We start from the raw sequence: 25,754 nt of genomic DNA, 5'->3' as shown, positions 1-25,754 counted from the left end.
AAGCGGGTTCATCAACCTTCCGCGACACGGCTTGACCGGTTAGCGGATTGCAAACAACTCTTGGGGGTTCCAACCGTGACACCTTGAACGAACGGCACCGGCGGGTCGCCCCGGGGTGCCGTTGGTCTTCGGCCTCACCGCCAGACCCGAAAGGGCCAGTTGTGCGGGGAAGGACCTAAGTCTTCACTCGCAAAAGAATAGCACGATATCCCATCGACAGTGGGGACTTTTCGTGATGCAAAATCGAGACACTTTGATCAGGCGCCCGTACGATCCGGCGCGATGGTGTCCACCGCATCGGTAATCAGCCCGTCCAGGCCCCAGTCCAGCAGGTCGGCCGCGCGGGCCGGGTCGTTGACCGTGTAGCACAGCACCTTGAACCCGGCCGCATGGGCCTGGCCGATGACCGCCGCGTCGAGTTCGCGGTGGTTGGCATCCAGCGCCACGCATCCCAGCCGGTGCAGGCGCCCGAGCCAGTCCGGCGGCAGCCTGTCGAGCAGCAGTGCGCGCGGCAGTCCGGGCGCGGCCAGCCGGGCCGCTTCGAGCGCGGTTTCGGAGAACGACGAGAGCAGCGGCGGCACCGCCGCGTCCTTCCACAACGAAAGTGCATCAAGCGCCACCGCAGCGCCGGTCCGGTACTCGGCTCCGGGCACCGGCTTGATCTCGATGTTGACCAGGAAGCCGTTGGCCTGCGTGTAGCGGGCGATGGCCGCCAGCGTCGGCACCGGTTCGCCCGCGAATGCGGGGCCGTGCCAGCTGCCGGCATCGAGCGCGGCCAGTTCGCCCAATGCCAGGGCATCGACGCGGCCACTGCCCGAGGTGGTGCGGTCCAGCGTGGCGTCATGCATGAGCACCGCCTTGCCGTCGCCGGACAGCTTCACGTCGAACTCGAACATCCGGTAGCCGAAGGACGCGCCATGCCGGAACGCGGCCAGCGTGTTCTCGGGCGCCAGCTTGCCGGCGCCGCGATGGGCGATGTGGCGCGGATAGGGCCAGGCCGCTTCGGTCATGCCAGCGCCTCGATCCGCTTGCCGCTCTGCGTGTCGAAGAAGTGCAGGTGGTCGGCCGAGGCCGTGATCGGCAGCTTGTCGCCGGCGCGCACCGGCATATGGCTGTCGAGCCGGACCACGATCGGCTGGCCGCCGAGGGTGCCGTAGGCGTAGGAATCGGCGCCGAGCGCCTCGACCACGCGCACCTCGACCTCGGCGATGGCGTCGTGCGCCGCGCACGGCTCCACGTGCTCGGGCCGCAGCCCCAGCAGCGCCTGCTCGGGCAGGTGCAGCCCCATCGGCAGATGGCCGAGCGTGGCTTCCCCGCCCTGCCCGTCCTTCGGCACCACGCGCATCTGCGCGCCGCTGCGCACCACGGGCACCAGGTTCATCGGCGGCGAGCCGATGAAGCTGGCCACGAACGTGCTGGCCGGCCTGGCATAGACGTCGAGCGGCGTGCCGATCTGCTCGACCCGGCCGCCGTTGAGCACCATCATGCGGTCCGCCAGCGTCATGGCCTCCACCTGGTCGTGCGTCACGTAGAGGCTGGTCGTGCGCAGGCGGCGGTGCAGTTCCTTGAGTTCGAGGCGCATCTGCACGCGCAGCTTGGCGTCGAGATTGGACAGCGGCTCGTCGAACAGGAAGACCGCCGGCTCGCGCACGATGGCACGGCCCATGGCCACGCGCTGGCGCTGGCCGCCCGACAGCATGCGCGGCTTGCGCTCCAGCAGCGGCGCCAGTTCCAGGATGCCGGCCGCGTGCTTCACGCGCTGCTCGATCTCGGCCTTGGACATGCCCCGGATCTTGAGTCCGTAGGCCATGTTGTCGTAGACGCTCATGTGCGGATAGAGCGCGTAGTTCTGGAACACCATGGCGATATCGCGCCCCGCCGGCTCCAGGTCATTGACGACCTTCTCGCCGATATGCACCTCGCCACCGGTAATCGTTTCGAGGCCGGCCACCATGCGCAGCAGCGTGGACTTGCCGCAGCCGGACGGGCCGACGATCACGATGAACTCGCCGTCGGCAATCTCCATGTCGATGCCATGCACCACCTGGGTGCCGCCGGCGTAGGTTTTCTGTACGTTGCGTAGAGACAGCTTTGCCATGCTTGACCTTATTTTTCCGTTTCCACGAGGCCCTTGACGAACCAGCGTTGCATCAGGATCACGACCACCGCCGGCGGGACCATCGCCAGCATCACCGTGGCCATCACGAGGTTCCAGTCCGTGGCGGCATCGCCCGAGCGCGACACCATCTGCGTCACGCCCACCACCACCGGCGTCATCGATTTCTGCGTGGTGATCAGCAGCGGCCAGAGATACTGGTTCCAGCCGTAGATGAACTGGATCACGAACAGCGCCGCGATGCTGGTGCGCGAGAGCGGCAGCACCACGTCCCAGAAGAACCGCAGCGGGCCGGCGCCGTCGATGCGCGCAGCCTCGGCCAGTTCGTCGGGAATCGTCAGGAAGAACTGGCGGAACAGGAACGTGGCCGTGGCCGAGGCGATGATCGGGATGGTCAGGCCGAAGTAGCTGTCCAGCATGCCGAGATCCGACACCACCTTGTAGGTAGGCAGGATCCGCACTTCCACCGGCAGCATCAGCGTGATGAAGATCATCCAGAAGAACGTCTTGCGCAGCGGAAATCGGAAATACACGATTGCAAAAGCCGAGATGATCGAGATGGCAATCTTCCCGATCGCGATGCCGAGCGCCATGATCAGGCTGTTCTTCATCATCGTGGAGACCGGCGACGCGGCCTCGCCGACGCCCTGGAACAGCACCGTGCGATAGTTCTCGATCAGGTGGCTGCCCGGCAGCAGCGTCATCGGCGCGTCGAGCACCTGCTCGGCGGTCAGCGTGGACGCCACGAAGGTCAGGTACACCGGGAATGCCACCACCACGATGCCGAGGATCAGCACCAGGTGGGTGATGAAGTCCAGTACAGGACGACGTTCTACCATTGCGTTTCTCCTGTGCCTGTCAGTACTGGACCTTGCGTTCCACGAAGCGGAACTGCACCACGGTCAGCGCGATCACGATCACCATCAGCACCACCGACTGGGCCGCCGAGCCGCCGATGTCCATGCCCCGGAAGCCGTCATGGAACACCTTGTAGACCAGCGTATTGGTCGAGTTGAACGGGCCGCCATGGGTCACGGCGTCGATGATCGCGAAGGTATCGAAGAACGCGTAGACCACGTTGATGACCAGCAGGAAGAACGTGGTCGGCGAAAGTAAAGGAAATACGATGGACCAGAAGCGCTTCCACGGCCCCGCCCCGTCAATGGCAGCCGCCTCGATCAGCGATTTCGGAATGCTCTGCAATCCCGCCAGGAAGAACAGGAAGTTGTAGCTGATCTGCTTCCAGGCGGCGGCCAGCACCACGAGCAGCAGCGCCTGGTTGCCGTTGAGCAGGAAGTTCCAGTCCACGCCCATCGCCCGCAGCGCGTACGAGACCACGCCGAGCGTCGGGTTGAACATGAACATCCAGAGCACGCCGGCCATGGCCGGGGCCACTGCGTACGGCCAGATCAGCAGCGTCTTGTAGCCGGTGGCGGCGCGCACCACCCGGTCGGCGAAGTAGGCCAGCAGCAGCGCCACCGACAGCCCCACCACGGTCACGCCCACCGCAAACATGCCGGTGATCTGGAACGACTCCACGTACTGCGGGTCCTTCCAGAGCGTCACGAAGTTGTCGAGCCCGACGAAGTCGAGGTTGATGCCGAAGGCATCCTGCTGCAGCAGCGACTGCCACAGCGCCTGCCCGGCCGGCAGGAAGAAAAAGACCAGCGTGATGACGATCTGCGGCAACACCAGCAGATACGGCAGCCACGGCGACCGGAACACTACGCGTTTTTCCATCTTCGGGATTCCCGATCCGATTCCGATTCCGATACCACAACGCAAGCGGGCGACGGTAGTGGCCGCCGCCCGCTTCAGGTTTCAGGGTTTTCCGACCCCGCGGACCTTATTCCTTCGCGGTCTTCTGGAAGCGCTCCAGTTGCTCGTTGCCACGGGCGATGGCTGCGTCGAGCGCCGCCTTCGGCTCCTTCTTGCCGGCCCACACCGCTTCGAGTTCCTCGTCGATGACCGTGCGGATCTGCACCAGGTTGCCCAGGCGCACGCCGCGCGACTTGTCAGTGGTCTTGACGATCATCTGCTGCACAGAGACGTCGGCGCCCGGGTTCTTGTCGTAGTAGCCCGACTTCTTCGTCAGCTCGTAGGCTTCCATCGTCAGCGGCAGGTAGCCGGTGGCCTGGTGCCAGTCGGCCTGGATGTCAGGCTTGGACAGGAACGTGAAGAACTTGGCCACGCCCTTGTACTCCTCGGCCTTCTTGCCGCCCATTACCCACAGCGATGCGCCGCCGATGATCGTGTTCTGCGGGGCGCCCTGCACATCGGCGTAGTACGGCAACTGGGCCACGCCGAACTGGAATTTGGCGTTTTTACGAATGTTGGCGAGCGAGGCCGACGAGCCCGTGAACATCGCGCACTCGCCGTTATAGAACTTGGCCTGCGACTCCGCCTTGCGGCCGCCGTAGCTGAAGTAGCCTTTCTTGACCATGTCCTGCAGGTTGGTGATGTGCTTGACGTGCAGCGGGCTGTTGAACACCAGGCGGGCGTCGGTGCCGCCGAAGCCGTTGTTCTTGGTCGCGAACAGCGTGTTGTGCCAGGCCGAGAAGCTTTCCAGGTGCACCCAGCTCTGCCAGTCGGTGGTGTAGGCACAGTTCACGCCGGCCGCCTTGAGCTTGGCCGAATACTGCATCACTTCGGGCCAGGTCTTCGGGGCTTCGTTCAGGCCGGCCTTCTTGAAGGCGTCCTTGTTGTAATAGAAGACCGTGGTCGAGCTGTTGAACGGGAACGACAGCATCTCGCCCTTGGACGAGGTGTAGTAACCGGCCACGGCCGGGATGTAGGCCTTCTGGTCGAACTTCTCGCCGGCGTCCTTCATCACCACGGAGACGGGCTTGATGGCGCCCTTGGCGCTCATCATCGTGGCCGTGCCGACTTCGAACACCTGCAGGATGGCCGGGGCGCTGCCCGCGCGGAAGGCCGCGATGCCGGCCGCCATGGCTTCGTCGTAGTTCCCCTTGTTGACCGGCACGATCTTGTACTCGGACTGGCTGGCGTTGAACTTGGTGGCGATCTCGTTGACCTTGTCGTTCAGCGCCCCCGCCATGGCGTGCCACCACTGGATCTCGACGGCGGCGTGGGCGGTGCCGGCCAGCGCGAGGCTGGCAACGGCGGCGAACTTCAACACGGTGCGTGGCATGGACATCGGGCGTTTCTCCTGAGGCTGGTTCGGTCCGCGATTTTCTTGAAAAAGCGACCGACTGTATGCATTTTTTGTGACAGGCATGTTACGCCCCCTCTCTGTCATGGAAAACAGGGCAAACCCCTCTTGCCGGCGAGAATGTTGCGGCATATTGACGCGCGGCAACGGCGGACGCCGCGCCGGGGCGGCGGCGGCTACAATGCGCCGCCATGACCGTACCGATTCCCTTCGCCTCGCTTCCCGACGCCGCGCTCCGCCGCGTGCGCGGCATCCTGACCGACATCGACGGCACGCTGACCACCGACGGCCGGCTGCCGGCCCCGACCTACCTCGCGCTGGACCGCCTGGCACGCGCCGGCCTGCATGTGATTCCGGTCACCGGCCGCTGCATCGCGTGGGCCGAGATCCTGGTGCGGCTGTGGCCCGTGGATGCAATCATCGGCGAAAACGGGGCCTTCTATTCACATCTTGTCGATAACAAGCTCGTGACGCGCTTCCTGGACGATGCCGCCACGCGCGACGCCAACCTGTATCGCATCCACGCGCTGGGCCAGGAAATCCTGCGCGAGGTGCCCGGCTGCGCGCTGGCGTCGGACCAGGCGTGGCACGCCGCCGACCTGGCCATCGACCATGCCGAGGACGTGGCCCCGCTGCCCCCGGCCGCCGTGGAGCGGATCGCCACGATGATGCGCGACGCCGGCATGACCGCCACGGTCAGCTCGATCCACGTCAATGGCTGGTTCGGGCGGCACGACAAGCTGTCGATGAGCCGGCTGTGCGTGAAGGAACTGCTTGGGGACGAGGTCGACGCGAACCGCGACGAATGGCTGTTCATCGGCGACTCGGCCAATGACGTGGCAATGTTCGGACATTTCCCGCTGTCGGTAGGCGTGGCCAATGTCCGGGACATTCTCGACAAGCTGCCGATGAAGCCTGCTTACATCACGGATGCGGCGGGTGGAGAGGGATTCGCGGAGATGGCGGAGAGGCTGCTGCGGGCGCGAGGGCTTCAATAACTGCTGGTTTGCTCCCCTCTCCCGCACGGCGGGAGAGGGGAGACAACAATGAGTGAATTCACATCACTCAATCAAACCCCAACTCCTGCAGCTTCCGGGTAATCGTATTTCGTCCAATTCCGAGCCGCGTCGCGGCTTCCACCCGGCGGCCGCGCGTGACGCCGAGCGCCGCTTCCAGAACGGCCTTTTCAAACCGCCGTGTCAGCAGGTCCATCACTTCGGGCTGTCCGGCCTCCAGCATGGTCCTGGCTTCTCCGGCCAGCAGGTTCTCCCAGCTTTGCGCCAGCGCCGGCGCGGCAAAGACCGGCGCGGCGGTTTGCCCGGGCATGACCGCCGGCGGGCGCGTGGCCACCATCGTGTCGCTGTCGCCGGCCTGGCCGTAGTCCGAGGTATCCAGCGCGTCGTACTCGCCGCCGCGCAGCTCGGCTACCACGGGCCGCGCCAGCGGCTGGCCCTCGCCCTGCCCCGTGCCGATCATCTCGCGCGGCAGGTCCTTGACCTCGATGGTCTGGGCCGGCGCCATCACGGTCAGCCAGTTGCAGAGGTTTTCCAGCTGGCGCACGTTGCCGGGGAACGGCAGCGTGCTGACGTAGGCCAGCGCCTCGTCGGACATGCGCTTGGGCTCGACGCCCAGTTCCTTGGCACTCTTCTGCAGGAAATGGCGCGCCAGCAGCGTGATGTCCTCGGGACGCTCGCGCAGCGGCGGCAGGCGCAGCCGGATCACGTTCAGCCGGTGGAACAAATCCTCGCGGAACAGGCCGTCCTTGACGCGCGTTTCCAGGTTCTGGTGGGTGGCGGCAATCACGCGCACATTGGCGCGCAGCGGGTTATGGCCGCCCACGCGATAGAAGTTGCCGTCGCTGAGCACGCGCAGCAGCCGCGTCTGCAGATCGAACGGCATGTCGCCGATTTCGTCCAGGAACAGCGTGCCGCCCTCGGCCTGCTCGAAGCGGCCGCGCCGCATCGTCTGGGCGCCCGTGAACGCGCCGCGCTCGTGGCCGAACAGTTCTGATTCGAGCAGGTCCTTCGGAATCGCCGCAGTGTTCAGCGCGATGAACGGACCATTGGCGCGCGGGCTGTGCTTGTGCAGCGCCCGGGCCACCAGTTCCTTGCCGGTGCCGGACTCGCCCGTGATCATCACCGTGACGTTCGACTGCGACAGTCGCCCGATGGCGCGGAATACGTCCTGCATGGCCGGCGCCTGGCCCAGGATTTCGGGGGCGTCGACGAGCCGGTCGTCCATCTCCTCCTCGCGCAGGCTCTCTTCGAGCGCCCGGCGGATCAGTTCCACGGCCTTGTCGACGTCGAACGGCTTGGCGAGGTATTCGAACGCCCCGCCCTGGAACGCGGCCACGGCGCTGTCCAGGTCCGAATAGGCGGTCATCACGATGACCGGCAGGCCGGGGTGGCGGGCCTTGAGCGCCTGCAGCAGGTCCAGGCCAGAGCCGCCCGGCATGCGGATATCTGAAATCAGGACTTGCGGCTCGTCCTCTTCCAGCGCCGCGAGCACGTCGCGGACATTGGTAAAACTGCGGGAGAGCAGGCTTTCACGGGCAAGGGCCTTCTCTAGGACCCAGCGGATTGATTGATCGTCGTCGACTATCCAGATCGGCTTCATGTGCGTCGCTTGTCTGCTCGGTGTCATGGAGTCTCCCGTGTGACCCGCCGCCGGGCGCACCAGGGCGCCGTGGAACGCCCGGCGATCAGTGCAGCGGCAGCAGGATACGGAAGTCGGTGCAGCCCGGCCGGCTCTCGCATTCGATCAAGCCCTCGTGCTGCTGCACGAAGGTTTGAGCGAGTGTGAGACCGAGACCGCTTCCGCCATCCCTGCCCGACACCAGTGGGTAGAAGATGCGTTCGCGAATATCCTCGGGGATGCCCGGGCCGTTATCTGTCACATGCAAGTCCAATGCCAGCTTGTACAAACGCTTGGCAATCGTGACCTGGCGGGCCACGCGGGTGCGCAGCACGATCTGGGCATCGCCCGCCGCGATGCGTTCGTGCAGCGCCTGCGCCGCGTTGTGGACGATGTTCAGCACGGCCTGGATCAGCTGTTCCATGTCGCCGCGCAGGTCAGGCAGGCTGGCGTCGTAGTCGCGCACGATCTCCAGCCCGTTCGGGAACTCGGCCAGCACCACCGAGCGCACGCGCTCCAGCACCTCGTGGATATTGAGTTCCGAGACGATGTGCGGATGCCGGTGCGGCTCCAGCAGCCGGTCCACCAGCGTCTGCAGCCGGTCGGACTCCTTGATGATGACCTGGGTGTACTCGCGCAGCGCCCGCTCGGGCAGTTCGAATTCCAGCAACTGGGCCGCCCCGCGGATGCCGCCGAGCGGATTCTTGATCTCGTGCGCCAGGTTGCGGATCAGTTCCTTGTTGGCCGAGGTCAGGTCCAGGATGCGTTCCTCGCGGTCGCTCCTGACCTTCTGCTCGTTGGGCAAGACCTCCACCAGCACGGTACTGGCGCTGCCCTCGATGCCGCCGATCACCACGTGGGCGTGCAGCGCCTCCTGCAGCGGCGGGCGCAGCACCAGGTCCTGGCGGCGCACGTCGACCTGCCGGCCGATGACCGACTCGATCATCGCGTCAAGCTCTTCCGACACGCCGAACAGGTCCGGCAGCGCCAGCTCCACCATGGCCTTGCGCGACACGGCGAAGCTCGCCTCGGCGGCCGGGTTGGCGTACACCACGCGCAGGCCCGGCTGGCGCACCAGCAGCACCGGGTTGGCCACCACGTCGAGGCCCGGGTGATACGCCACGTCGCCCAGCGGCAGTACCTCGGCCTCACGCGGCTCCGGGGCGGCAGACTCCCTGCGGTCCGCGCCGGTGACCTTGCGTGAGACTCCGCGAATCAGGCGACGCATGGGCTTCAATCCTTCAGGTTCGACAGTTCGCGGCGCAGCGATGCCACGTTGGCCTCGCTGCGGGCCACGTCATCGCGCAGCTTGGCCGTGCGATCGAGATATTTCTGATAGTTGCGCTCGCCGCCCTGGCGCTCGGGCTCGCCGTTGTTGTACTCGGCGCGCAGGCCGGCCAGGCGGGCTTCCTCGCTCTGCAGTTCCTGCTCCAGCACGCCACGGCGCTCGCTGTCGCGGCTCTTCTGCGTGGCGCTGTCCACGCGGGGGAACGCCGCCGGCGACGTGGCCGCCGGCCGGGCGCCACCGGACGCCGTGCCGCCGCTGGTCCGGGTGCCGGGCACCGTGACCACATCGGGCAGGCTCAGGCGCTTGCAGTCCTTGCTGTTGCCGGGATTGCCGTTGCGGTACTCGGGAACGCCGCCCGCGCCCTTGCACAGGTAGACATCCGAGGACTGCGCCGGGGCCGGCAGGCTCCATCCCGCCAGCACGCCGGCCATGGCCATCACCAGAATGGTGAAACCCACCCGCATCTGGTGCATCGGCACGCTGGCGGCGCGGCCGTCCGTCTGGTTGGAAATCGCTTTCATGAACGTCGACATGAAGGTTGGGAAAAGAGCCTCATTCTAGCGATCAACGCTGCCGCAAAACAAAAAGGGACAGCCGAAGCCGCCCCTTCCTGGTGCAACTGTTGCCCGGTCGCAACCTGGCAACGCACGACGCGCTTTACAGCGAGTAGTACATGTCGAACTCGATCGGGTGAGTCGTCATGCGGAAACGCGTGACTTCTTCCATCTTGAGTTCGATGTAGGCGTCGATCATCGAGTTCGAGAACACACCGCCGCGCGTCAGGAACTCGCGGTCGTTGTCCAGGTACTCCAGCGACTGGTCGAGGCTCGAGCAGACGGTCGGGATCTTCGCGTCTTCTTCCGGCGGCAGGTCGTACAGGTTCTTGTCAGCCGCTTCGCCCGGGTGGATCTTGTTCATCACGCCGTCCAGGCCAGCCATCAGCAGTGCCGAGAAGCCCAGGTACGGGTTCATCAGCGGATCCGGGAAGCGCGTCTCGATACGGCGGCCCTTCGGGTTGGCCACGTACGGAATGCGGATCGAGGCCGAGCGGTTGCGGGCCGAGTAGGCCAGCTTGACCGGGGCTTCGAAGCCCGGCACCAGGCGCTTGTACGAGTTCGTACCCGGGTTGGTGATGGCGTTCAGCGCGCGGGCGTGCTTGATGATGCCGCCGATGTAGTACAGCGCGAATTCCGACAGGCCGGCGTAGCCGTTGCCCGCGAACAGGTTCTGGCCGTCCTTCCACACGGACTGGTGCACGTGCATGCCCGAGCCGTTGTCGCCCACGACCGGCTTCGGCATGAACGTGGCGGTCTTGCCATAGGTGTGCGCCACGTTCTGGATCACGTACTTCTGCAGCTGCGTCCAGTCGGCGCGCTGCACCAGCGTGCTGAAACGCGTGCCGATTTCGTTCTGGCCCTGGCCAGCCACTTCGTGGTGGTGCACTTCAACGGGGATGCCCAGCGATTCCAGGATCAGGCACATCTCCGAACGCATGTCCTGGAACGTGTCGATCGGGGCAACCGGGAAGTAGCCGCCCTTCTTGCCCGGACGGTGGCCGCTGTTGCCGTGCTCGAATTCCTTGGCCGACGACCACGGTGCTTCTTCCGACTGGATCTTCACCGAGCAGCCCTGCATGTCGATGTTCCAGGTCACGCCGTCGAAAATGAAGAACTCGGGTTCCGGACCGAAGAAGGCGGTGTCGCCCAGGCCGGTGCTCTTCAGGTAGGCTTCGGCGCGCTTGGCGATCGAGCGCGGGTCGCGGTCGTAGCCCTTGCCGTCCGACGGTTCGATCACGTCGCAGGTCAGGACCAGGGTCGGTTCTTCATAGAACGGGTCGATGTACGCGGTACCCGAGTCCGGCATCAGCAGCATGTCCGATGCTTCGATACCCTTCCAGCCGGCGATGGACGAACCGTCAAAGGCGTGGCCGCTTTCGAACTTGTCTTCGTCGAAGTGCGACGTCGGCACCGAAACGTGCTGTTCCTTGCCCTTGGTATCCGTGAAACGGAAGTCGACGAACTTGACGTCGTTTTCCTTCACGAGCTTCATCACATCTGCAACGCTCTGCGCCATGCCTATCTCCTGGAAATTCGAGGCGGTGTCTGAGAAAGCCATTGTTGTGCGGCCGATCGGGGAATCGATCCAGGCCACCCAAAAGGGACGAGGGATGTTAGCAGAAAGCATGCCAACGGAAGTCGCCCCGCGGCCGCCAATCGCACGGACTTCCCGAAAAACGTGCACTGTCAGGGCGCGCCGCACCGCGAAGGGGGCGACGTCACGCGGGGGCTCCGCTTCGCTGCGCCGGCCGCATCACACGGCGTCTGGCTGCGAAACCGGGTTCGCCACTCATGAAACACCATAACAGTGCACAACTCAAGTCAGCGCACTATCTTGGTGCCATCCGAGCCGGCAGGCACCATAACGATGCACTCGCGCCGGGCGGCCCGCCCATGCCATTTCTCGGGCCGTCGACAACGGCCGCGCGCTAGAATAGCGCCGATCGCGGCCGCTTCCCAGCCCCCTGCCGCCCGCCCGCCGGCGTTGTTGTCCCGGCGCATCCCGCGCCGGACACCGCCCGTCTTCTCATTGACTCCGTCAGAAAACATGACTACCCGAGACAGCCTTCTCCAGACCGCCCACGACCGCCAGCAGGGCCAGCTTCCGTATTACGGCGCCCTGACGCCGCAGGAGGCCTACGCGCTGCTGCAGGCCGACCCGCGCGCCGTGCTCGTCGACGTGCGCACGCAGGCCGAACTGGATTGGGTGGGCGGCGTGGCCGTGCCCGAGGAACAGTTCGCCCATGTGGAGTGGTCGACCTATCCGGGCGGCACGCAGAATCCTGACTTCGTGACCCAGCTCAAACAGCGCATTCCGACCGACGCCCCGGTCCTGTTCCTGTGCCGCAGCGCCGCCCGCTCGAAGCACGCGGCGCGCGTGGCCACCGAGGCCGGTTATCAGTACGCCATGGATGTGCTGGAGGGCTTCGAAGGCCCGCGTGACGACAACCATCACAGGAAGACGGTGGAAGGCTGGTGCGTGCGCGGCTTGCCGTGGTTCGGGGCTTGAGGGAACGGTTGATCGACCCCTACTGCTCCACCACCTCGAAGCCCATCCCCCGCACGCCTTCCAGCAGCATCGCGTAGGCCGGCGCCACCAGCCCGGCTGGCCCCTTCACGCCCAGATCGATGTGCCGGCGTCCGAAGCGGTCACCACGGCTGACGTCGCCCACCGAGGGCAGGCTGAACACGCGGATGCCCGGGAAGACTTCCTGCACCCGCTCCATCAGCGGCGTCAGCGTCGATTCGGGCGCCTCGAACACGTAGAACGCGCGCGACTGCTCGGCGTCCAGGTGGAACAGGTGCGTGTAGTAGTGGTCGAGCACCCATTCCATCATCGGCCAGGCCATGACCGGGAAGCCCGGCATGAAGTGGTGGTCGGCCACCGAGAAGCCCGGAATGCGGTTGTAGCTGTTCGGGATGATGCGGGCGCCCACCGGGAACTCGCCCATCTTGAAGCGGTGCTGGTTCTCGGGCCGGGCCAGGTCAGCCTTGACCGGGTCGCCTTCCGCCGATTCGGCGATGCGCAGCGCAATCTGCTCGCGCGCCTCGGGATGCAGCGCCAGTTCCACGCCCAGCGCCGCCGCCGCGCACTGGCGCGTGTGGTCGTCCGGCGTGGCGCCGATGCCGCCCGTGCAGAACACCACGTCCGGGCCGGCAAACGTGCGGCGCAGCGTGGCCGTGATGCGCTCGCGCTCGTCGCCCACGTATTCCGCCCAGTCCAGCGCCAGCCCGCGTGCGGCCAGCAACTCGATGGCGCGGCGCATGTGCTTGTCTTCGCGACGGCCCGAGAGAATCTCGTCGCCGATGACAATCAGACCGAAACCCATGATGCCTCTCTTTCAGGATGGTTCGATGCGGCGCACGTCCGACGGCGCCAGTTCGATCACGTCGACAGCGGGCGGCGGTGCCGCGGCGGCCCGTTCGGCGCGCAGGTCGGCCAGCGCGCGCAGGCAGAAGTGGCCGAACCACAGCGCCGAGAAGATGAAGATCAGCACGTAGAGCCACAGCGTGCCGGCCAGCACGACCGGGAACAGGAAGATGATGACAGCCGACCAGACCCACAGCAAGGTGGGCGCCGAGCCCAGCAGCCCCACCGCCACGCCGATCGCCAGCAGCGGCACGCGGTGGCGCTTCATCAGCGTCTTGCGCTCCTCGGCGGTGGCATGCTCGGCCAGCGCGTCGTAGGTCATCACGCGGTAGGTCAGCCAGCCCCACAGCACCGGCGGAATCAGCGCGAAGAACGGCGGAATCAGCCAGAGCGGCAGCGTGATGACGATCAGCAGCAGGAACACCACGGTATTGCCAAGCGCCTGGAACACGCTGCCGGCGATGCTGCCGCCGCGCGCCTTGTGCAGGTCCGGGTAGCTGCGGTCCAGGTGCTTCACCACGGCCGGCACCGAGAACAGGCTGATGAAGATCAGCATCGAGGCGATCACGAGCGGGATGGCCAGCGTCAGCACGAACAGCGGCGCCACCACGGTACGCAGCGACTGCAGGCCGAGCCAGTCGAGCATCGCGTAGATCCAGCTGGTGAACACGGAGCCTTCGAGCAGCGCGCGGGCGGTGCCCATGATGGGTTCCCAGCCCCACCAGATCAGGCCGCCCCAGAGCACGGTGGCCAGGACGAAGGGAATGACGGTCAGCATCAGCATGCGCGGATGCATCTGGCTGACCAGGGCGCGCCCGAAGGCGCGGAAGAGATCGTTCATGCGGCGTTGGTACGGTTCGAGAGTTCGGGAGAGCCACGAAAGCCTAGCACAGCGCCGCGGCGGCACCCATCACCCGAGCCGCAGCAGCCGCTTGAGGCCCAGCCACTGCTGGGACAGGAAACCGGCGCCGTAGTTGCGGCCCTTGCCCGTGGGCGGCGGCATCTGGTCGCGGATGCCGGTGGGGTAGTACGCCTCGGTGAAGACGGCCGTCCGGAACAGCATGTCCCACCACGGGAAGATCACCCCATAGTTGCAGCCACCCAGGCGCACCGGGCGGCCAGCGGCGCCCTGCCGCTCGTGCCCGAGCCCCACGGCATGGTGGGTGCGGTGGAAGCGCGGCGAGACAATCAGCCGCTCGCCGAGCCAGCCGAAGTGCAGGCGCAGATTGGCATGCTGCAGACTCTGCAGCAGTTGCGACAGCGCCACCAGCAGCACGTACTGCGACGGCTCCACGCCCACCCCGAGCGCCACGGCCGCAAAGACGGCGTCGCGCAGGATATCGTCGAGCAGGTGGTTGCGGTTATCGCTCCACAGCGTCATCTGGCGCTGGCTGTGGTGCACCGCGTGCAGGCTCCACCACCAGCGGTAGGTGTGCGACAGCCGGTGGTACCAGTAGTCGAGCAGGTCGAACAGCAGCAGGTAGACGAAAAAGCTGACCAGCGGGATCGACGTCACGCCCGGCCACCAGTCCTCCACGTTCACGCGCTGCCAGCCCAGCAGGTGCAGCTGCCCCTCGATGCCGTCCATCAGCGGCGCCAGCACGAAGAACATCGCCAGCCGGAACAGCCCGAGCCGGTGGATTACCGTGTAGAGCATGTCGGTGCGGATGGCCGCGCGGTCGGTCACGGCCTCGACGGGTCGCAGTTTCTCCAGCGGGCCGAGGATCAGGAACATCACCGCGATCTGCACCACGCCCACCAGCAGCCACTCGGTGCCCGTGAACGCGTCTTCGGCATAGCCGCCGAAGCCGAGGTTGTAGACCAGCGGCAGGATGGCGTCCTGGAACACCGTGGCTTCGACCTGCCCGACCCACAGGCCCAGCCAGTTGGTGAAGGCATCCCACATTACGGTTTCGCTCCCACGCTGTGCCCCTGCCCGGCCACCCACTTCTTATATAGAGGGTGCTCGCGCAGCGTGGCGAAGCAGAACCCCTTCTGTTCGAGCCCGGTCAGCAGCGGATCGAGCACGGCCGGCGCCCACGGGTCCTTGCGCGACCAGATACCCAGGTGGGCCATCGTAATATCGCCATCCCGCAGGTTGCGCAGCGCCTTGTCGAGCAGCGCCTGGTTCGGAAATTTCTCGGAAGACAGCTCATCGCCCAGGAAGCCGGCCGGCGCCCAGCCCACGTGCCGGAAGCCGCACTGCTCGGCCCAGGCCAGCGTCTGCGGCGCGGTACGGCCGCCCGGCGCGCGCCACAGCGGCACCATCTCCTGGCCCGTCATCGACTGGAACGCCTGCGCGCTGCGGCGCAGTTCGGTGCAGAACGACGCCTGCGTCATCACGATGTCGTGCCCGGCCTGCGCGCCGAACTGCGGGCGCATGGTCACCTGGCCGTCCTTGACGCCGCGCAGGTAGACATGGTCGAACGTGTGCGTACCGAAAGCGTGGCCGTCGGCGGCCAGCGCCTTCCAGTACGGCGCCCAGGCCGGGTCGAGCGAATTGTCTTTGTTGACGGTGGGCTCGCTGGCCAGGAAGAACGTGGCGCGGATCTGGTGCTTGCGCAGCGTCCGGGCGATCAGTTCGGCCTGGCTCATGCTGCCGGTGTCAAACGTGAGGTAGAGCGTGCCGGCGCGGCAGTTGCCGGCATGGGGCGCGGCCGGGGGCGCGGCATCAGCCAGCCCCACCGCACCGGTGGCAGCCAGCAGCAGGGCCGCGAGGCGCGAGATCAGCCGGCGCATGTCAGTACAGCGGCGCGCGCGTCTTGAAGTAGATCCCATGTGGCGATTTGCCGACACGGATGGTCTTGACCAGCTTGCGGCTGGCCACGTCGATCAGGCCCACCGAGCGCGCCCAGCGGAACGTCACCCACAGCGTCTTGCCGTCGGCGGTCAGTTCCATGTCGTCCGGGCCGGGCAGCAGGCCCGTGATGTCGCCCACCTTCGACAGCGTCTGCTGGTCGATAATGCTGATCGAGCCCGACACGCGGTTGGTCAGGAACAGGTGGCGCTTGTCGCCCACCGCGCGGAAGTTGTGCGCGCCCTTGCCGGTCTGGATCTGCTTGACCACGGTGCGCGTGCGCCAGTCGATCACGGCCACGTAATCGGCGCCGGTCATGCCCACCAGCAGGTACTTCTGATCGGGCGTGACCCAGATGCCGGCCGGCGCCGAGCCGGCCTCCATGACCCACATCACGTTCATCGTGGTCAGGTCGATGGCGGCGATCTGGTTGGAATCCTGCAGCGTGATGAAGGCAATCTTGCTGTCGGCCGTGAACGCGATATGGCTCGGCGTCTTGGCCAGCGGAAACTGCCTGGCCATCTTGAGCTGATGGCCGTCCCAGCGGTACACGTCCACGCGGTCCAGCCGGTTGCCGGTGGCCACGAACCACTTGTTGTCTGGCGAAAATCCGATCTGGTACGGATCGTCGATGTTCGGCACGCGCTGCTGCACCTTGCCGGTCACCGGGTCAAGGAAGACCAGGTCGTTCCCCACGGCGTTGGCCACGATCAGCGACTTTTCGTCGGGCGTGGCAATCAGGTGGTGCGGCTCCTTGCCTACCGGAAAGGTCTCGATGACCTTCTGGGTATCCTTGTCGATCAGCGTGACGCTTGCATCACCTGAGTTGAGGATAGTCACCACTTCCGCGAGAGCCGGCGCGGACACCAGGGCCAGCGCCAGGGCGCCAACCGAAACAGCTACGACACGACGCAACGCGAGCATAAGACCGTGGATTTCGATACGAACCGCGCATTCTAACGTTTCGGCTATGGATTGCGCTGACGAACAGGGCGGAATCTTAAGAGATACTTACATTTGGATACATGTGGCCTGCCCCCCTCTCCCGCCTTACCGGGGAGGGGAGAAAACCGGCGGGAGACAAGGGCCTTACCGCTGCATCGATTCCCACACCTTCTGCAGCCGCTTGACCGACATCGGCTGTGGCGTGCGCAGCTCCTGCGCGAACAGGGCGATGCGCAGCTCTTCGAGCATCCACCGGAATTCGTCCATGCGCTCGTCCACGACCACGCCCCGGCCCTGCGCGCGCAGTTGCTTCTCGGCGCGCTGCCATTGCTGGATCAGCGGCGACATTTCCTGCGTGCGCTGGCTGTCGCGGCCCGGGTCGCCCTTGAGCTTGTCCACGCGCATCGCCATGCCTTTCAGGTAGCGCGGGAAATGCACCAGTTGGGCATAGGGCGTGTCGGCGACGAAGTTCTTGCCCATCAGCCGGCCCAACTGGGCTTCCAGGTCCTGGTAGGCCGAGCCGAACGGCTTGGCCTGCAACAGCTTGCGCGGCAAACCCGCGTATTCGGCCAGGATGGTGCCCACCAGCCGCGCGATTTCCTGCGCCAGCAGCGACAACCGCGCCCGGCCCTCTTCCTTGCGCGCGTTGAACTCGGCCTCGTTGCGCGGCAGCGGCGGCTGCAGGCAGGCCCGCTCCAGCGCCATCAGCACGATCTGGTTGCGCAGTTCTTCCTGCGAGCCCAGCGCCATGTACTGCATCGCCATCTGCTGCAGGTTGGGGATGTTCTTTTCGATGAACCTGACCTGCTCGCGCAGTTGCAGCGCGAACAGCCGGCGCAGGCCCACGTGGTGGGTGCGCGCGGCCTCCTGCGGATCGTCGAAGACTTCCACGTCGCAGTGGTCGCCCCGGTCCACCAGCGCCGGGTAGCCGAACAGCGTCTGGTTGCCCTTGCGGATTTCCAGCAGTTCCGGCAACTCACCGAACGACCACGAGGTCAGGTTCTCGTACTGGCCCGCCTCGGCGGCCGGCACATCGCGTGCGGCAATGTTCTGGAACGACTGCTGCGCCTGCCCGCCGAATTCGGCCCGCAACTGGGCCAGGTTGCGGCCCATGTCAAGCTGCCGGCCGTGCTCGTCGATGACCTTGAAGTTCATCGTGTGGTGCACCGGCAGCGTCTCCAGCTTGAAATCGGCGCGGCGGATCATCGTGCCGGTCTGGGCGCGCACATCAGCGATCAGCACGTCGATCAGGTCGCCCTCGCCGAACGGCTGGCGCTCGACAAACCCGGCCGCGTACTCGGGCAGCGGCACGCAGTGGCGGCGCAGCTTCTGCGGCAGCGATTTCAGCAGCAGGTGCACCTTCTCCTTGATCATGCCCGGCACCAGCCATTCGGCACGCTCGGGCCGCACCTGGTTCAGCGCGTAGAGCGGCACGGTCAGCGTCACGCCGTCGCGGTGGCTGCCGGGCTCGAAATGGTAGGTCAGACCCATGTCGATGCCGGCCACGGGCAGGATCTTCGGGAACAGGTCGGTGGTGATGCCGGCCGCCTCGTGCCGCATCAGTTCGTCGCGGTTCAGGTACAGCAGCTTGCGGTCCTTCTGCTGCGCCGCCTCGGCCTGGTACCAGGTCTCGAACGACACCTGGTTGTGGATGTCGGCCGGAATGGCCCGGTCGTAGAACGCGTAGATCAGCGCGTCGTCCACCAGCACGTCCTGCCGGCGCGACTTGTGCTCCAGGTTCTCGATCTCGCGCACCAGCCGCTGGTTGTGCGCGAAGAACGGCAGGCGGGTATCGAACTCGCCCTCCACCAGCGCGCCGCGGATGAACAGCTCGCGCGCCTCCTTCGGGTTCATCGGCCCGAAATGCACGCGCCGGTGCTGGTACACGGGCAGGCCGTACAGCGTGCCGCGCTCCATGGCCACCACCTGCCCGGCCTTCTTCTCCCAGTGCGGCTCGCTCCAGCTGACGTTCAGCAGGTGGCGCCCCACCTGCTCGATCCACTCGGGCTCCACGCGCGCCAGCGTGCGGGCGAACAGCCGGCTGGTCTCGACCAGTTCGGCGGCGATGATCCAGCGGCCCACCTTGCGCGCGATCAGCGAGCCCGGCCACAGGTGGAACTTGATGCCCCGGGCGCCCAGGTACTCGCGGCCCTTGCCATCGGCCTCGTCGAGCTTGAGGCCCACGTTGCCGAGCAGGCCGGTCAGCAGCGCCTTGTGCACCTGCTCGAAGGTCGGCTCGGTCTCGTTCAGGCGCCAGCCCTGCTCGCTGACCGTGGTCAGCAGTTGCGAGTGCACGTCACGCCACTCGCGCAGCCGCACGTGCGACAGGAAGCTGGCGCGGCACTGGTCCTGCAACTGGCGGTTGGTCTTCTTGTGGGCCACCGCCTCCTCGAACCATTTCCAGAGCTTGACCCAGCCGAGGAACTCGGACTTTTCGTCCATGAACTTGCGGTGGGCCTGGTCGGCGGCTTCCTGGGCGTCGGGCGGACGGTCGCGCGGGTCCTGCACCGACAGCGCGCTGGCGATGATCAGTACCTCGCGCAGGCACTGGTGGTCGCGGGCGGCCAGGATCATGCGGGCCACGCGGGGGTCCAGCGGCAGCTTGGCCACCTGCCGGCCGGTCGGCGTGAGCCGGTTCGATTCGTCGAGCGCGCCCAGTTCCTGCAGCAGCTGGTAGCCATCGGCCACGGCGCGGCCCAGCGGCGGCTCGATGAACGGGAACGACTCGATATCGGTCAGCCGCAGCGCCTTCATGCGCAGGATCACGGCGGCCAGCGACGAGCGCAGGATTTCCGGATCGGTGAAGCGCGGGCGTCCCTGATAGTCGCTTTCCTCGTACAGGCGGATGCAGACGCCATCGGCCACCCGGCCGCAACGGCCCGCGCGCTGGTTGGCGGCGGCCTGCGAGATCGACTCGATCTGCAGTTGCTCCACCTTGTTGCGGTACGAATAGCGCTTGACGCGCGCCAGGCCGGTATCGACGACGTAACGGATGCCGGGCACCGTAAGCGATGTTTCCGCCACATTGGTCGCCAGCACGATACGCCGGGCGTTGGACGGCCGGAACACGCGCTCCTGCTCCTGGACCGAGAGCCGCGCGAACAGCGGCAGGATCTCGGTATGCGGCGGATGGTGCTTGCGCAGCGCCTCGGCGGCCTCGCGGATCTCGCGCTCGCCGGGCAGGAAGACCAGTACGTCGCCGGGGCCGAGCCGGCACAGTTCGTCCACCGCATCGACGATGCCGTCGAACAGGTCACGCTCGCGGGCTTTCTCGGATTTTTCAGATCTTTCTGACTTCTCCGGCCTGGCGGGGGCGTCGGCCGGCTTGTCCTGCTGGATCGGGCGGTAGCGGACCTCCACCGGGTACAGCCGCCCGCTGACCTCGATGACCGGCGCCGGCTTGCCATCGCGCGCGAAATGCTCGGCAAAGCGCTTCGCGTCGATCGTCGCGGACGTGATGATGACCTTGAGATCGGGCCGCTTGGGCAGGATCTGGCGCAGGTAGCCGATCAGGAAGTCGATGTTGAGGCTGCGCTCGTGCGCCTCGTCGATGATGATCGTGTCGTAGGCGCGCAGCAGCGGGTCGTTCTGCGTCTCGGCCAGCAAGATGCCGTCGGTCATCAGCTTGACCGAGGCGCCGGCCGACATCGCGTCGTTGAACCGCACCTGATAGCCCACGTGCTCGCCCACCGGCGTGCCCAGCTCCTGGGCGATCCGCTTGGCCGTGGAGGTGGCCGCGATCCGCCGGGGCTGGGTGTGGCCGATCAGCCCGCCGCCGGGCTTGCCCTCCCGGGCGGGGCCGCGTCCGATCGACAGCGCGATCTTCGGCAGTTGCGTGGTCTTGCCCGAACCGGTCTCGCCCGAGACGATCACCACCTGGTTGGCCAGCATGGCCTGCGCGATCTCGTCGCGGCGGGCCGAGACCGGCAGCGCCTCGGGGAACGTGATGTCGGGCAGCGGATTGGCCAGGCGTACCGGCTGCGGCGCGCGTGGCGGACGCGGCTCGCGCGTTTCACGGGCTTCACGGGCTTCACGGGCCTCGCGCGGCGCGCCATCGGCCGGGTGCGCGGCCCGGGGCGGCCGGGGCGGCCGGGGCGGCCGGGGCGGACGGGACTGCGGCGGGCGGGGCGGCCGGGCACCGCCCGCATCGCGCGGGGCGGGCTGCTGGCTGGCCGGTTTCGAGGGGGCCACGGCGGGCTTGGCCGGGGCAGGTTTGGCGGGGCGTTGTGCTGACATTGGCCGGGATTATAATCCGCCGCATGAACGCCAGAACCGACTCCCCCGGGCAGGACCCCGATCCTGCCGCCGCCCCCGTGCCGCCCGACGCCCCGCCCGCCCCGCTCTCCGAAGTCAGCGCGCCGGCCACCCCGATTCCGTCCGCCGCCGCCGGTGCCGACCTGGCCGAGGCAGGCGCGCCGGACCAGCAGCAGTTCGTCGACTGGCTGCGTGCCGTCGCCCCGTATATCCACACGTTCCGCGGCAAGACCTTCGTGATCGCGTTCAGCGGCGAACTGGTCAAGGCCGGCGTGCTCAACGCGCTGGTCAACGACGTGGCGCTGCTCCATGCCATGGGCATGCACGTGGTGCTGGTGTTCGGCTCGCGCCCGCAGGTGGAAGAGCAGCTTGCGCTGCGCAACGTGCAGTCGCAGTACGCCGACGGGGTGCGCATCACCGACAACGCGGCGCTCGAATGCGCCAAGGAAGCCGCCGGCGAACTGCGCCTGGACATCGAGGCCGCGTTCAGCCAGGGCCTGCCGAATACGCCGATGGCCGGCGCCCAGCTCTCGGTGATCTCGGGCAACTTCATCACGGCGCGGCCGGTGGGCATCGTCAACGGGGTGGATTACCAGCACACCGGGCTGGTGCGCAAGGTGGACGACGAATCCATGCGCATGTCGCTCTCGCACGGCAAGGTGGTACTGCTGTCGCCGCTGGGCTTCTCGCCCACCGGGCAGGCGTTCAACCTGTCGATGGAAGACGTGGCCAGCGCCACGGCCAGCGCGCTCAAGGCCGACAAGCTGATCTACATCACCGAGGTGCCCGGCGTGCCGGACGCGGTGGGCAAGCTGATGAAGGAAATGTCTCTGCGCACCGCCATGGAGCGGCTGCAGAACAACCACCTGCCGCCCGACGTGGCCTACTACCTCGAACATCTGGTCAAGGCGCTGCGCAATGGCGTGCCGCGTGCCCACCTGATCCCGTTCGACCTGGACGGCTCGGTGCTGCTGGAACTGTTCCTGCATGATGGCGTGGGCACGATGGTGTCCGATACCGACCTGGAAAGCCTGCGCGAAGCCACGCTGGACGACGTGGGCGGCATCCTCCAGCTGATTGCCCCGCTGGAGGCCGACGGCACGCTGGTGCCGCGCGGACGCCACCTGATCGAGCGCGATATCGACAAGTTCTCGGTCATCGAACACGATAACGTGCTGTTCGGCTGCGCCGCGCTGTACGAATTCCCGCGCGAGAACATGGGCGAGATGGCCTGCCTGACCGTGTCGGCCGAGGCCCAGGGCACCGGCGACGGCGAGCGGCTGCTCAAGCGCATCGAGCGCCGCGCCCGCACGCTGGGGCTGGAGCGGCTGTTCGTGCTCACCACGCGCACCGAGCACTGGTTCCTGAAGCGGGGTTTCGTGCACGCCAGCGTGGACGACCTGCCCGAAGACAAGCGCAAGCTCTACAACTGGCAGCGCAAGTCGATGGTGCTGATGAAGAAGCTGTAGGTGTCGCCTGAACCGGAATGACAACATGAGCCGCAGGGGCATGGGCGGCCGCCGCTGCCCCGCCCCGCGAGCTTGGCTACAATAGCGCCCACTGAAAAGAAGGAGTCCCTCATGGCCCGCATGGTCCATTGCGTCAAACTGAACAAGGAAGCCGAAGGCCTCGACTTCCCGCCGCTGCCGGGCGAACTCGGCAAGAAGCTCTGGCAGAACGTCTCGAAGGAAGCCTGGGCCGGCTGGCTCAAGCACCAGACGATGCTGATCAACGAGAACCGCCTCAACATGGCCGACACCCGCGCGCGCCAGTACCTGCTCAAGCAGACCGAGAAGTATTTCTTCGGTGAAGGCGCCGACCAGGCAATGGGCTACACGCCGCCGCCCTCGGCGTAACGCCTGGCGCCGCCTTCGTCCCGCCTCCTCTCCCGCCCCTCTCCCGCCTGCGCGGGGGAGGAAAGACAACCCATCCAGCAATCCATTCCCTCCCCCCGCCTTGCCCCCTAATCTGCGCTGACGCCGGCGCAGTGCGCGCCGCGTTGACAACCAGGCGGAGGCAGGCAACATGGCAATTCTTTTCGATATCAAGGTGGAGAGCGGCGCGTCGCAGTGGTATGGCGTGATCTCGATCTCCAATATCCGCAACAGCGACGGCAGCCCCGTCCGGATCGAGCGCTTTCTCGGCCTCAAGTTCCGGTCCCCCGCGGCCGTGCAGCCGACCGACTTCAATCTCCAGCTCCAGACATGGACGCCCACCACGGCGGAGACCGCCAACCAGCAGGTGGACGGACAGAACTGGAATGTCCAGGCCGAGATCGAGTTCGGCAACTCCTATTCGTTCGTCTCCACCGACAAGGTGATGATCGGCATCAACGGCGACCTGACCGGCGCCGATGCGTCCACCTACCTGGCGTCGTTCGCGCTGGCCGCCGATGACCTGCCGAACACCAACGGCACAGTGCGCGTGCAGACCTCGTCGGCGCCCGACCCGGCCCTGTACTCGGTGGCCCAGACCATCACCTTCACCGAGGGCTCGCAGAGCCACGTGCAGGCGGTGTCGCCGGGCACCACGACCCCGATCTCGCTGCCCAGCGGCAATTACCAGGTCTCGGTCAGCCCGCTGGCCAACCACGCGTACACGGTGGTGGCCGACGCCACGGTCCACCCGGCCGCCATCTCGCTGCCGGCCGGCGGCACCGCGGTGGTGGTCATCGAGTACGGCGCGGCCCGGCACTACGCCCGGCTGGACCTGGCCGCCGGCCCGATTCCCGTGCTCGACGACGAGGAGCTCGACATCTCGGTGGTGGTCCGCAACACCGGCGAGGCACTGGCCGAGGTGGGACTGGCGCCGGGCAGCATGCTGCCCCTGACCGGCCTGCCGACCGCTGGGCCCGTCGATGTGTCCGTGCGGACGATCAGCCTGAACAACGTGCGCTACAGCTTCCCGCCCAAGCTGCGCAACCTGACGACGGCCGTGGAGACGGTGCTGTTCATGGCCAACGAGATGGTGTCCACCGCCGTGGACACCAACGGCTACGTAAAACTGCCGATCTTCATCACCTCCGACGTGACGGTCAGCACGCCCATCACCGTGCGGCTGGTGGCCCCGAACATGACCTACACGCAGGATTTCCACCTGCGGGCGGGCACCCATATCCACGAACTGGCCGTGCCCGTGCAACCGCAGCACTATGACGTGGAGATCTCCGATTTCATCATCGACGGCACGGTGCACAACGTCTTCACGCCCGCCGAGCTGCTGGTACTGCCCAACGGCACGGCACGCCTGGTAATCGACGTGGCCCGGGGCGCCAACCTCAACGTGAAGGGCTTCCCCGACTTCCTGAGCTTTGGCGGCTGCGCCGACCTGACGCCGGGCAACGCGGCCGATTTCGTGGCGGCGCGGGCCTCGTCGGTGTTCAAGTACGCCGGCTTCGACGGCGCCGGCGATGCCAACGTCTACCTGACCTCGGACAACCAGACCACGGCCACGGTGCTGCTGGCGCGCGACGTGGAGCGGCAGATCGGCGGCGGCCACAAGGTGCTGCCGGTGATCGTGTCGTACACCTGCAACCTGTCGCTGGGCGACACCCCGACGCAGCTCGCCAACCTGCAGGGGCTGGCGCACAGCTTCGGCAACCTGATCCTGTCGCTGAACCTGGTCAACGACCATATCGACGCCGACCACCCCGTGCCGGCCGGCTACGTGATCAACCCCGACTTCCTCGGCGCCTGCCAGCAGGGCGGCTTCGGGCCCACCTACGCGATGCCGGTACGCGAGCCGCTGCGCATGGCGCTCGACCACTGGAAGGTGCAAGCCACGATTCCCGCGCACATCGAGGAGAACATCCGTGGCTACGTGGCGGCCGTGAACTGGCTGTTCCGCACCGTGGCGCCGGCCGTGACGTTCGGCTGGCAGGTCAACCTGTGGGGCGTGGGTGCCTCGGAATGGATCTACGCCTCGGGCGACGAGCCGCGCAACAACGCGCTGGCGACGGCCGCCTTCATCCGCGAGATGCGGGTCCATTCCGGCCCCGACGTGCCCGACTTCCTGGCCGTGGACCGCTACGAAGCCGATGACTTTACGATCCGCAGCTACGCCAACGGCTACTGCTACTGGACGCACGAGTGGGACCGCTTCTTCGACTTCTGCGCGGGCCTGAGCCGCGACCTGAAGTTCCCGATCATGCCGTGGCAGATTCCGGCCAGCCACGCGCCGCTGGTCAGCGATGCGGTCAACTACGACTTCGACACCCAGAACTGGGGCACCGGGGGCACCTATATCTTTGGCGATGCGGCCATCGGGTCGGACTACCACAACATCAACCCGAAGATCGTCGCGCTGCCGTTCCCGCAGGCGTTCCACTGGGCCATGGGCAACACCGCCGAGGACATGTTCCAGCGCTCCGAGCCGTTCGACGTGAGCGTGCCGGCCTACGGCGACTTCCCGTTCCGTGGCATTTTTACGATGCTGCTGGGCGGCGGCGCCACCACCGGGATCATCTCGACCGTGGGCGACGACACCTCGTTCGTGCGTGACAAGCTGGCGGCGTACATGAACCAGCCGATCCGCTTCGACGGCGATGCGGTCGGGCAAGGAACACCGAAGGTGCTGCGCCGGCCGAAGCCGGGGCGGAAGGTTTGTCGGTGATTGGTATTTG

The 25,754-nt window shown here is 66.6% G+C and carries 20 protein-coding genes; 5 read left to right on the top strand and 15 right to left on the bottom strand.

What is annotated here, in order from left to right:
* Positions 1 to 257: 257 nt before the first annotated feature.
* The 5 genes from ugpQ to ugpB all read right to left on the bottom strand — a co-directional run bounded on the left by ugpQ (position 258) and on the right by ugpB (position 5,273).
* Entirely contained in the window at positions 258 to 1,010 is a 753-nt protein-coding gene (gene ugpQ / locus EV147_RS04400) for a glycerophosphodiester phosphodiesterase (RefSeq protein ID WP_130389880.1), read from the bottom strand.
* Positions 1,007 to 2,098, bottom strand: coding sequence for a sn-glycerol-3-phosphate import ATP-binding protein UgpC (locus EV147_RS04395; RefSeq protein ID WP_130389879.1), 1,092 nt, complete (start codon positions 2,096 to 2,098; stop codon positions 1,007 to 1,009). The genes ugpQ and EV147_RS04395 overlap by 4 nt, the downstream gene beginning before the upstream one ends.
* Positions 2,099 to 2,106: 8 nt before the next feature.
* Complete coding sequence (gene ugpE / locus EV147_RS04390; protein WP_130389878.1) at positions 2,107 to 2,955, bottom strand: sn-glycerol-3-phosphate ABC transporter permease UgpE; 849 nt, start codon at positions 2,953 to 2,955, stop codon at positions 2,107 to 2,109.
* A gap of 19 nt (positions 2,956 to 2,974) precedes the next feature.
* Positions 2,975 to 3,856 (bottom strand): sn-glycerol-3-phosphate ABC transporter permease UgpA, encoded by an 882-nt coding sequence (gene ugpA, locus EV147_RS04385; RefSeq protein WP_130389877.1) that lies wholly within the window; start codon positions 3,854 to 3,856, stop codon positions 2,975 to 2,977.
* 106 nt (positions 3,857 to 3,962) lie between these two features.
* Positions 3,963 to 5,273: a sn-glycerol-3-phosphate ABC transporter substrate-binding protein UgpB gene (gene ugpB, locus EV147_RS04380; RefSeq protein ID WP_130389876.1), complete on the bottom strand. Its 1,311-nt coding sequence runs from the start codon at positions 5,271 to 5,273 to the stop codon at positions 3,963 to 3,965.
* A 206-nt stretch (positions 5,274 to 5,479) separates the two neighbouring features.
* On the opposite strand from ugpB, the gene EV147_RS04375 reads away from it, so the two are divergent.
* Positions 5,480 to 6,286 carry an HAD-IIB family hydrolase gene (locus tag EV147_RS04375; RefSeq protein ID WP_130389875.1) on the top strand — a complete coding sequence of 269 codons (807 nt, stop codon included), beginning with the start codon at positions 5,480 to 5,482 and terminating at the stop codon, positions 6,284 to 6,286.
* Between the two features lie 67 nt (positions 6,287 to 6,353).
* On the opposite strand, the gene ntrC is transcribed toward EV147_RS04375, so the two are convergent.
* From ntrC to EV147_RS04355, 4 genes are all read right to left on the bottom strand, one after another.
* A complete protein-coding gene (ntrC, locus tag EV147_RS04370) occupies positions 6,354 to 7,904 on the bottom strand; it encodes a nitrogen regulation protein NR(I) (RefSeq protein ID WP_130391186.1) in 1,551 nt (516 codons plus the stop codon).
* An 85-nt stretch (positions 7,905 to 7,989) separates the two neighbouring features.
* Positions 7,990 to 9,150, bottom strand: a complete 1,161-nt coding sequence (glnL, locus tag EV147_RS04365) for a nitrogen regulation protein NR(II) (protein WP_130389874.1) — start codon at positions 9,148 to 9,150, stop codon at positions 7,990 to 7,992.
* A 5-nt stretch (positions 9,151 to 9,155) separates the two neighbouring features.
* Positions 9,156 to 9,683 (bottom strand): DUF4124 domain-containing protein, encoded by a 528-nt coding sequence (locus EV147_RS04360; RefSeq protein ID WP_198680207.1) that lies wholly within the window; start codon positions 9,681 to 9,683, stop codon positions 9,156 to 9,158.
* A gap of 184 nt (positions 9,684 to 9,867) precedes the next feature.
* Entirely contained in the window at positions 9,868 to 11,283 is a 1,416-nt protein-coding gene (locus EV147_RS04355) for a 3-hydroxylaminophenol mutase (RefSeq protein WP_130389872.1), read from the bottom strand.
* Between the two features lie 531 nt (positions 11,284 to 11,814).
* Between EV147_RS04355 and EV147_RS04350 the strand changes: the two genes are divergently transcribed.
* Positions 11,815 to 12,276 (top strand): rhodanese-like domain-containing protein, encoded by a 462-nt coding sequence (locus EV147_RS04350; RefSeq protein WP_130389871.1) that lies wholly within the window; start codon positions 11,815 to 11,817, stop codon positions 12,274 to 12,276.
* Between the two features lie 19 nt (positions 12,277 to 12,295).
* Here the strand turns inward: EV147_RS04350 and EV147_RS04345 are convergent, their stop codons facing one another.
* From EV147_RS04345 to hrpA, 6 genes are all read right to left on the bottom strand, one after another.
* On the bottom strand, positions 12,296 to 13,096 hold the full coding sequence (locus tag EV147_RS04345) for a competence/damage-inducible protein A (RefSeq protein ID WP_130389870.1): 801 nt from the start codon (positions 13,094 to 13,096) through the stop codon (positions 12,296 to 12,298).
* A 12-nt stretch (positions 13,097 to 13,108) separates the two neighbouring features.
* Positions 13,109 to 13,978 (bottom strand): EI24 domain-containing protein, encoded by an 870-nt coding sequence (locus EV147_RS04340; RefSeq protein WP_130389869.1) that lies wholly within the window; start codon positions 13,976 to 13,978, stop codon positions 13,109 to 13,111.
* 69 nt (positions 13,979 to 14,047) lie between these two features.
* On the bottom strand, positions 14,048 to 15,043 hold the full coding sequence (locus EV147_RS04335; protein ID WP_130389868.1) for a sterol desaturase family protein: 996 nt from the start codon (positions 15,041 to 15,043) through the stop codon (positions 14,048 to 14,050).
* Positions 15,043 to 15,876 carry a polysaccharide deacetylase family protein gene (locus tag EV147_RS04330; RefSeq protein ID WP_130389867.1) on the bottom strand — a complete coding sequence of 278 codons (834 nt, stop codon included), beginning with the start codon at positions 15,874 to 15,876 and terminating at the stop codon, positions 15,043 to 15,045. Before EV147_RS04330 ends, EV147_RS04335 begins: the two co-directional genes overlap by 1 nt.
* 1 nt (position 15,877) lies before the next feature.
* Positions 15,878 to 16,858: a YVTN family beta-propeller repeat protein gene (locus EV147_RS04325; protein ID WP_130389866.1), complete on the bottom strand. Its 981-nt coding sequence runs from the start codon at positions 16,856 to 16,858 to the stop codon at positions 15,878 to 15,880.
* A 165-nt stretch (positions 16,859 to 17,023) separates the two neighbouring features.
* The gene (hrpA, locus tag EV147_RS04320) at positions 17,024 to 21,115 is read right to left on the bottom strand and encodes an ATP-dependent RNA helicase HrpA (protein WP_130389865.1); all 4,092 of its coding nucleotides are present in this window, start codon (positions 21,113 to 21,115) and stop codon (positions 17,024 to 17,026) included.
* A gap of 23 nt (positions 21,116 to 21,138) precedes the next feature.
* Between hrpA and argA the strand changes: the two genes are divergently transcribed.
* The 3 genes from argA to EV147_RS04305 all read left to right on the top strand — a co-directional run bounded on the left by argA (position 21,139) and on the right by EV147_RS04305 (position 25,744).
* Complete coding sequence (gene argA, locus EV147_RS04315; RefSeq protein WP_130389864.1) at positions 21,139 to 22,602, top strand: amino-acid N-acetyltransferase; 1,464 nt, start codon at positions 21,139 to 21,141, stop codon at positions 22,600 to 22,602.
* A gap of 111 nt (positions 22,603 to 22,713) precedes the next feature.
* Positions 22,714 to 22,989, top strand: coding sequence for an oxidative damage protection protein (locus EV147_RS04310; RefSeq protein ID WP_130389863.1), 276 nt, complete (start codon positions 22,714 to 22,716; stop codon positions 22,987 to 22,989).
* 169 nt (positions 22,990 to 23,158) lie between these two features.
* Positions 23,159 to 25,744, top strand: coding sequence for a hypothetical protein (locus EV147_RS04305; RefSeq protein WP_130389862.1), 2,586 nt, complete (start codon positions 23,159 to 23,161; stop codon positions 25,742 to 25,744).
* Positions 25,745 to 25,754: the final 10 nt, after the last annotated feature.

Origin of the sequence: Cupriavidus agavae (assembly GCF_004217045.1) — a bacterium.
GTDB lineage: Bacteria > Pseudomonadota > Gammaproteobacteria > Burkholderiales > Burkholderiaceae > Cupriavidus > Cupriavidus agavae.
This window is presented reverse-complemented; position numbering and strand designations above follow the sequence as displayed.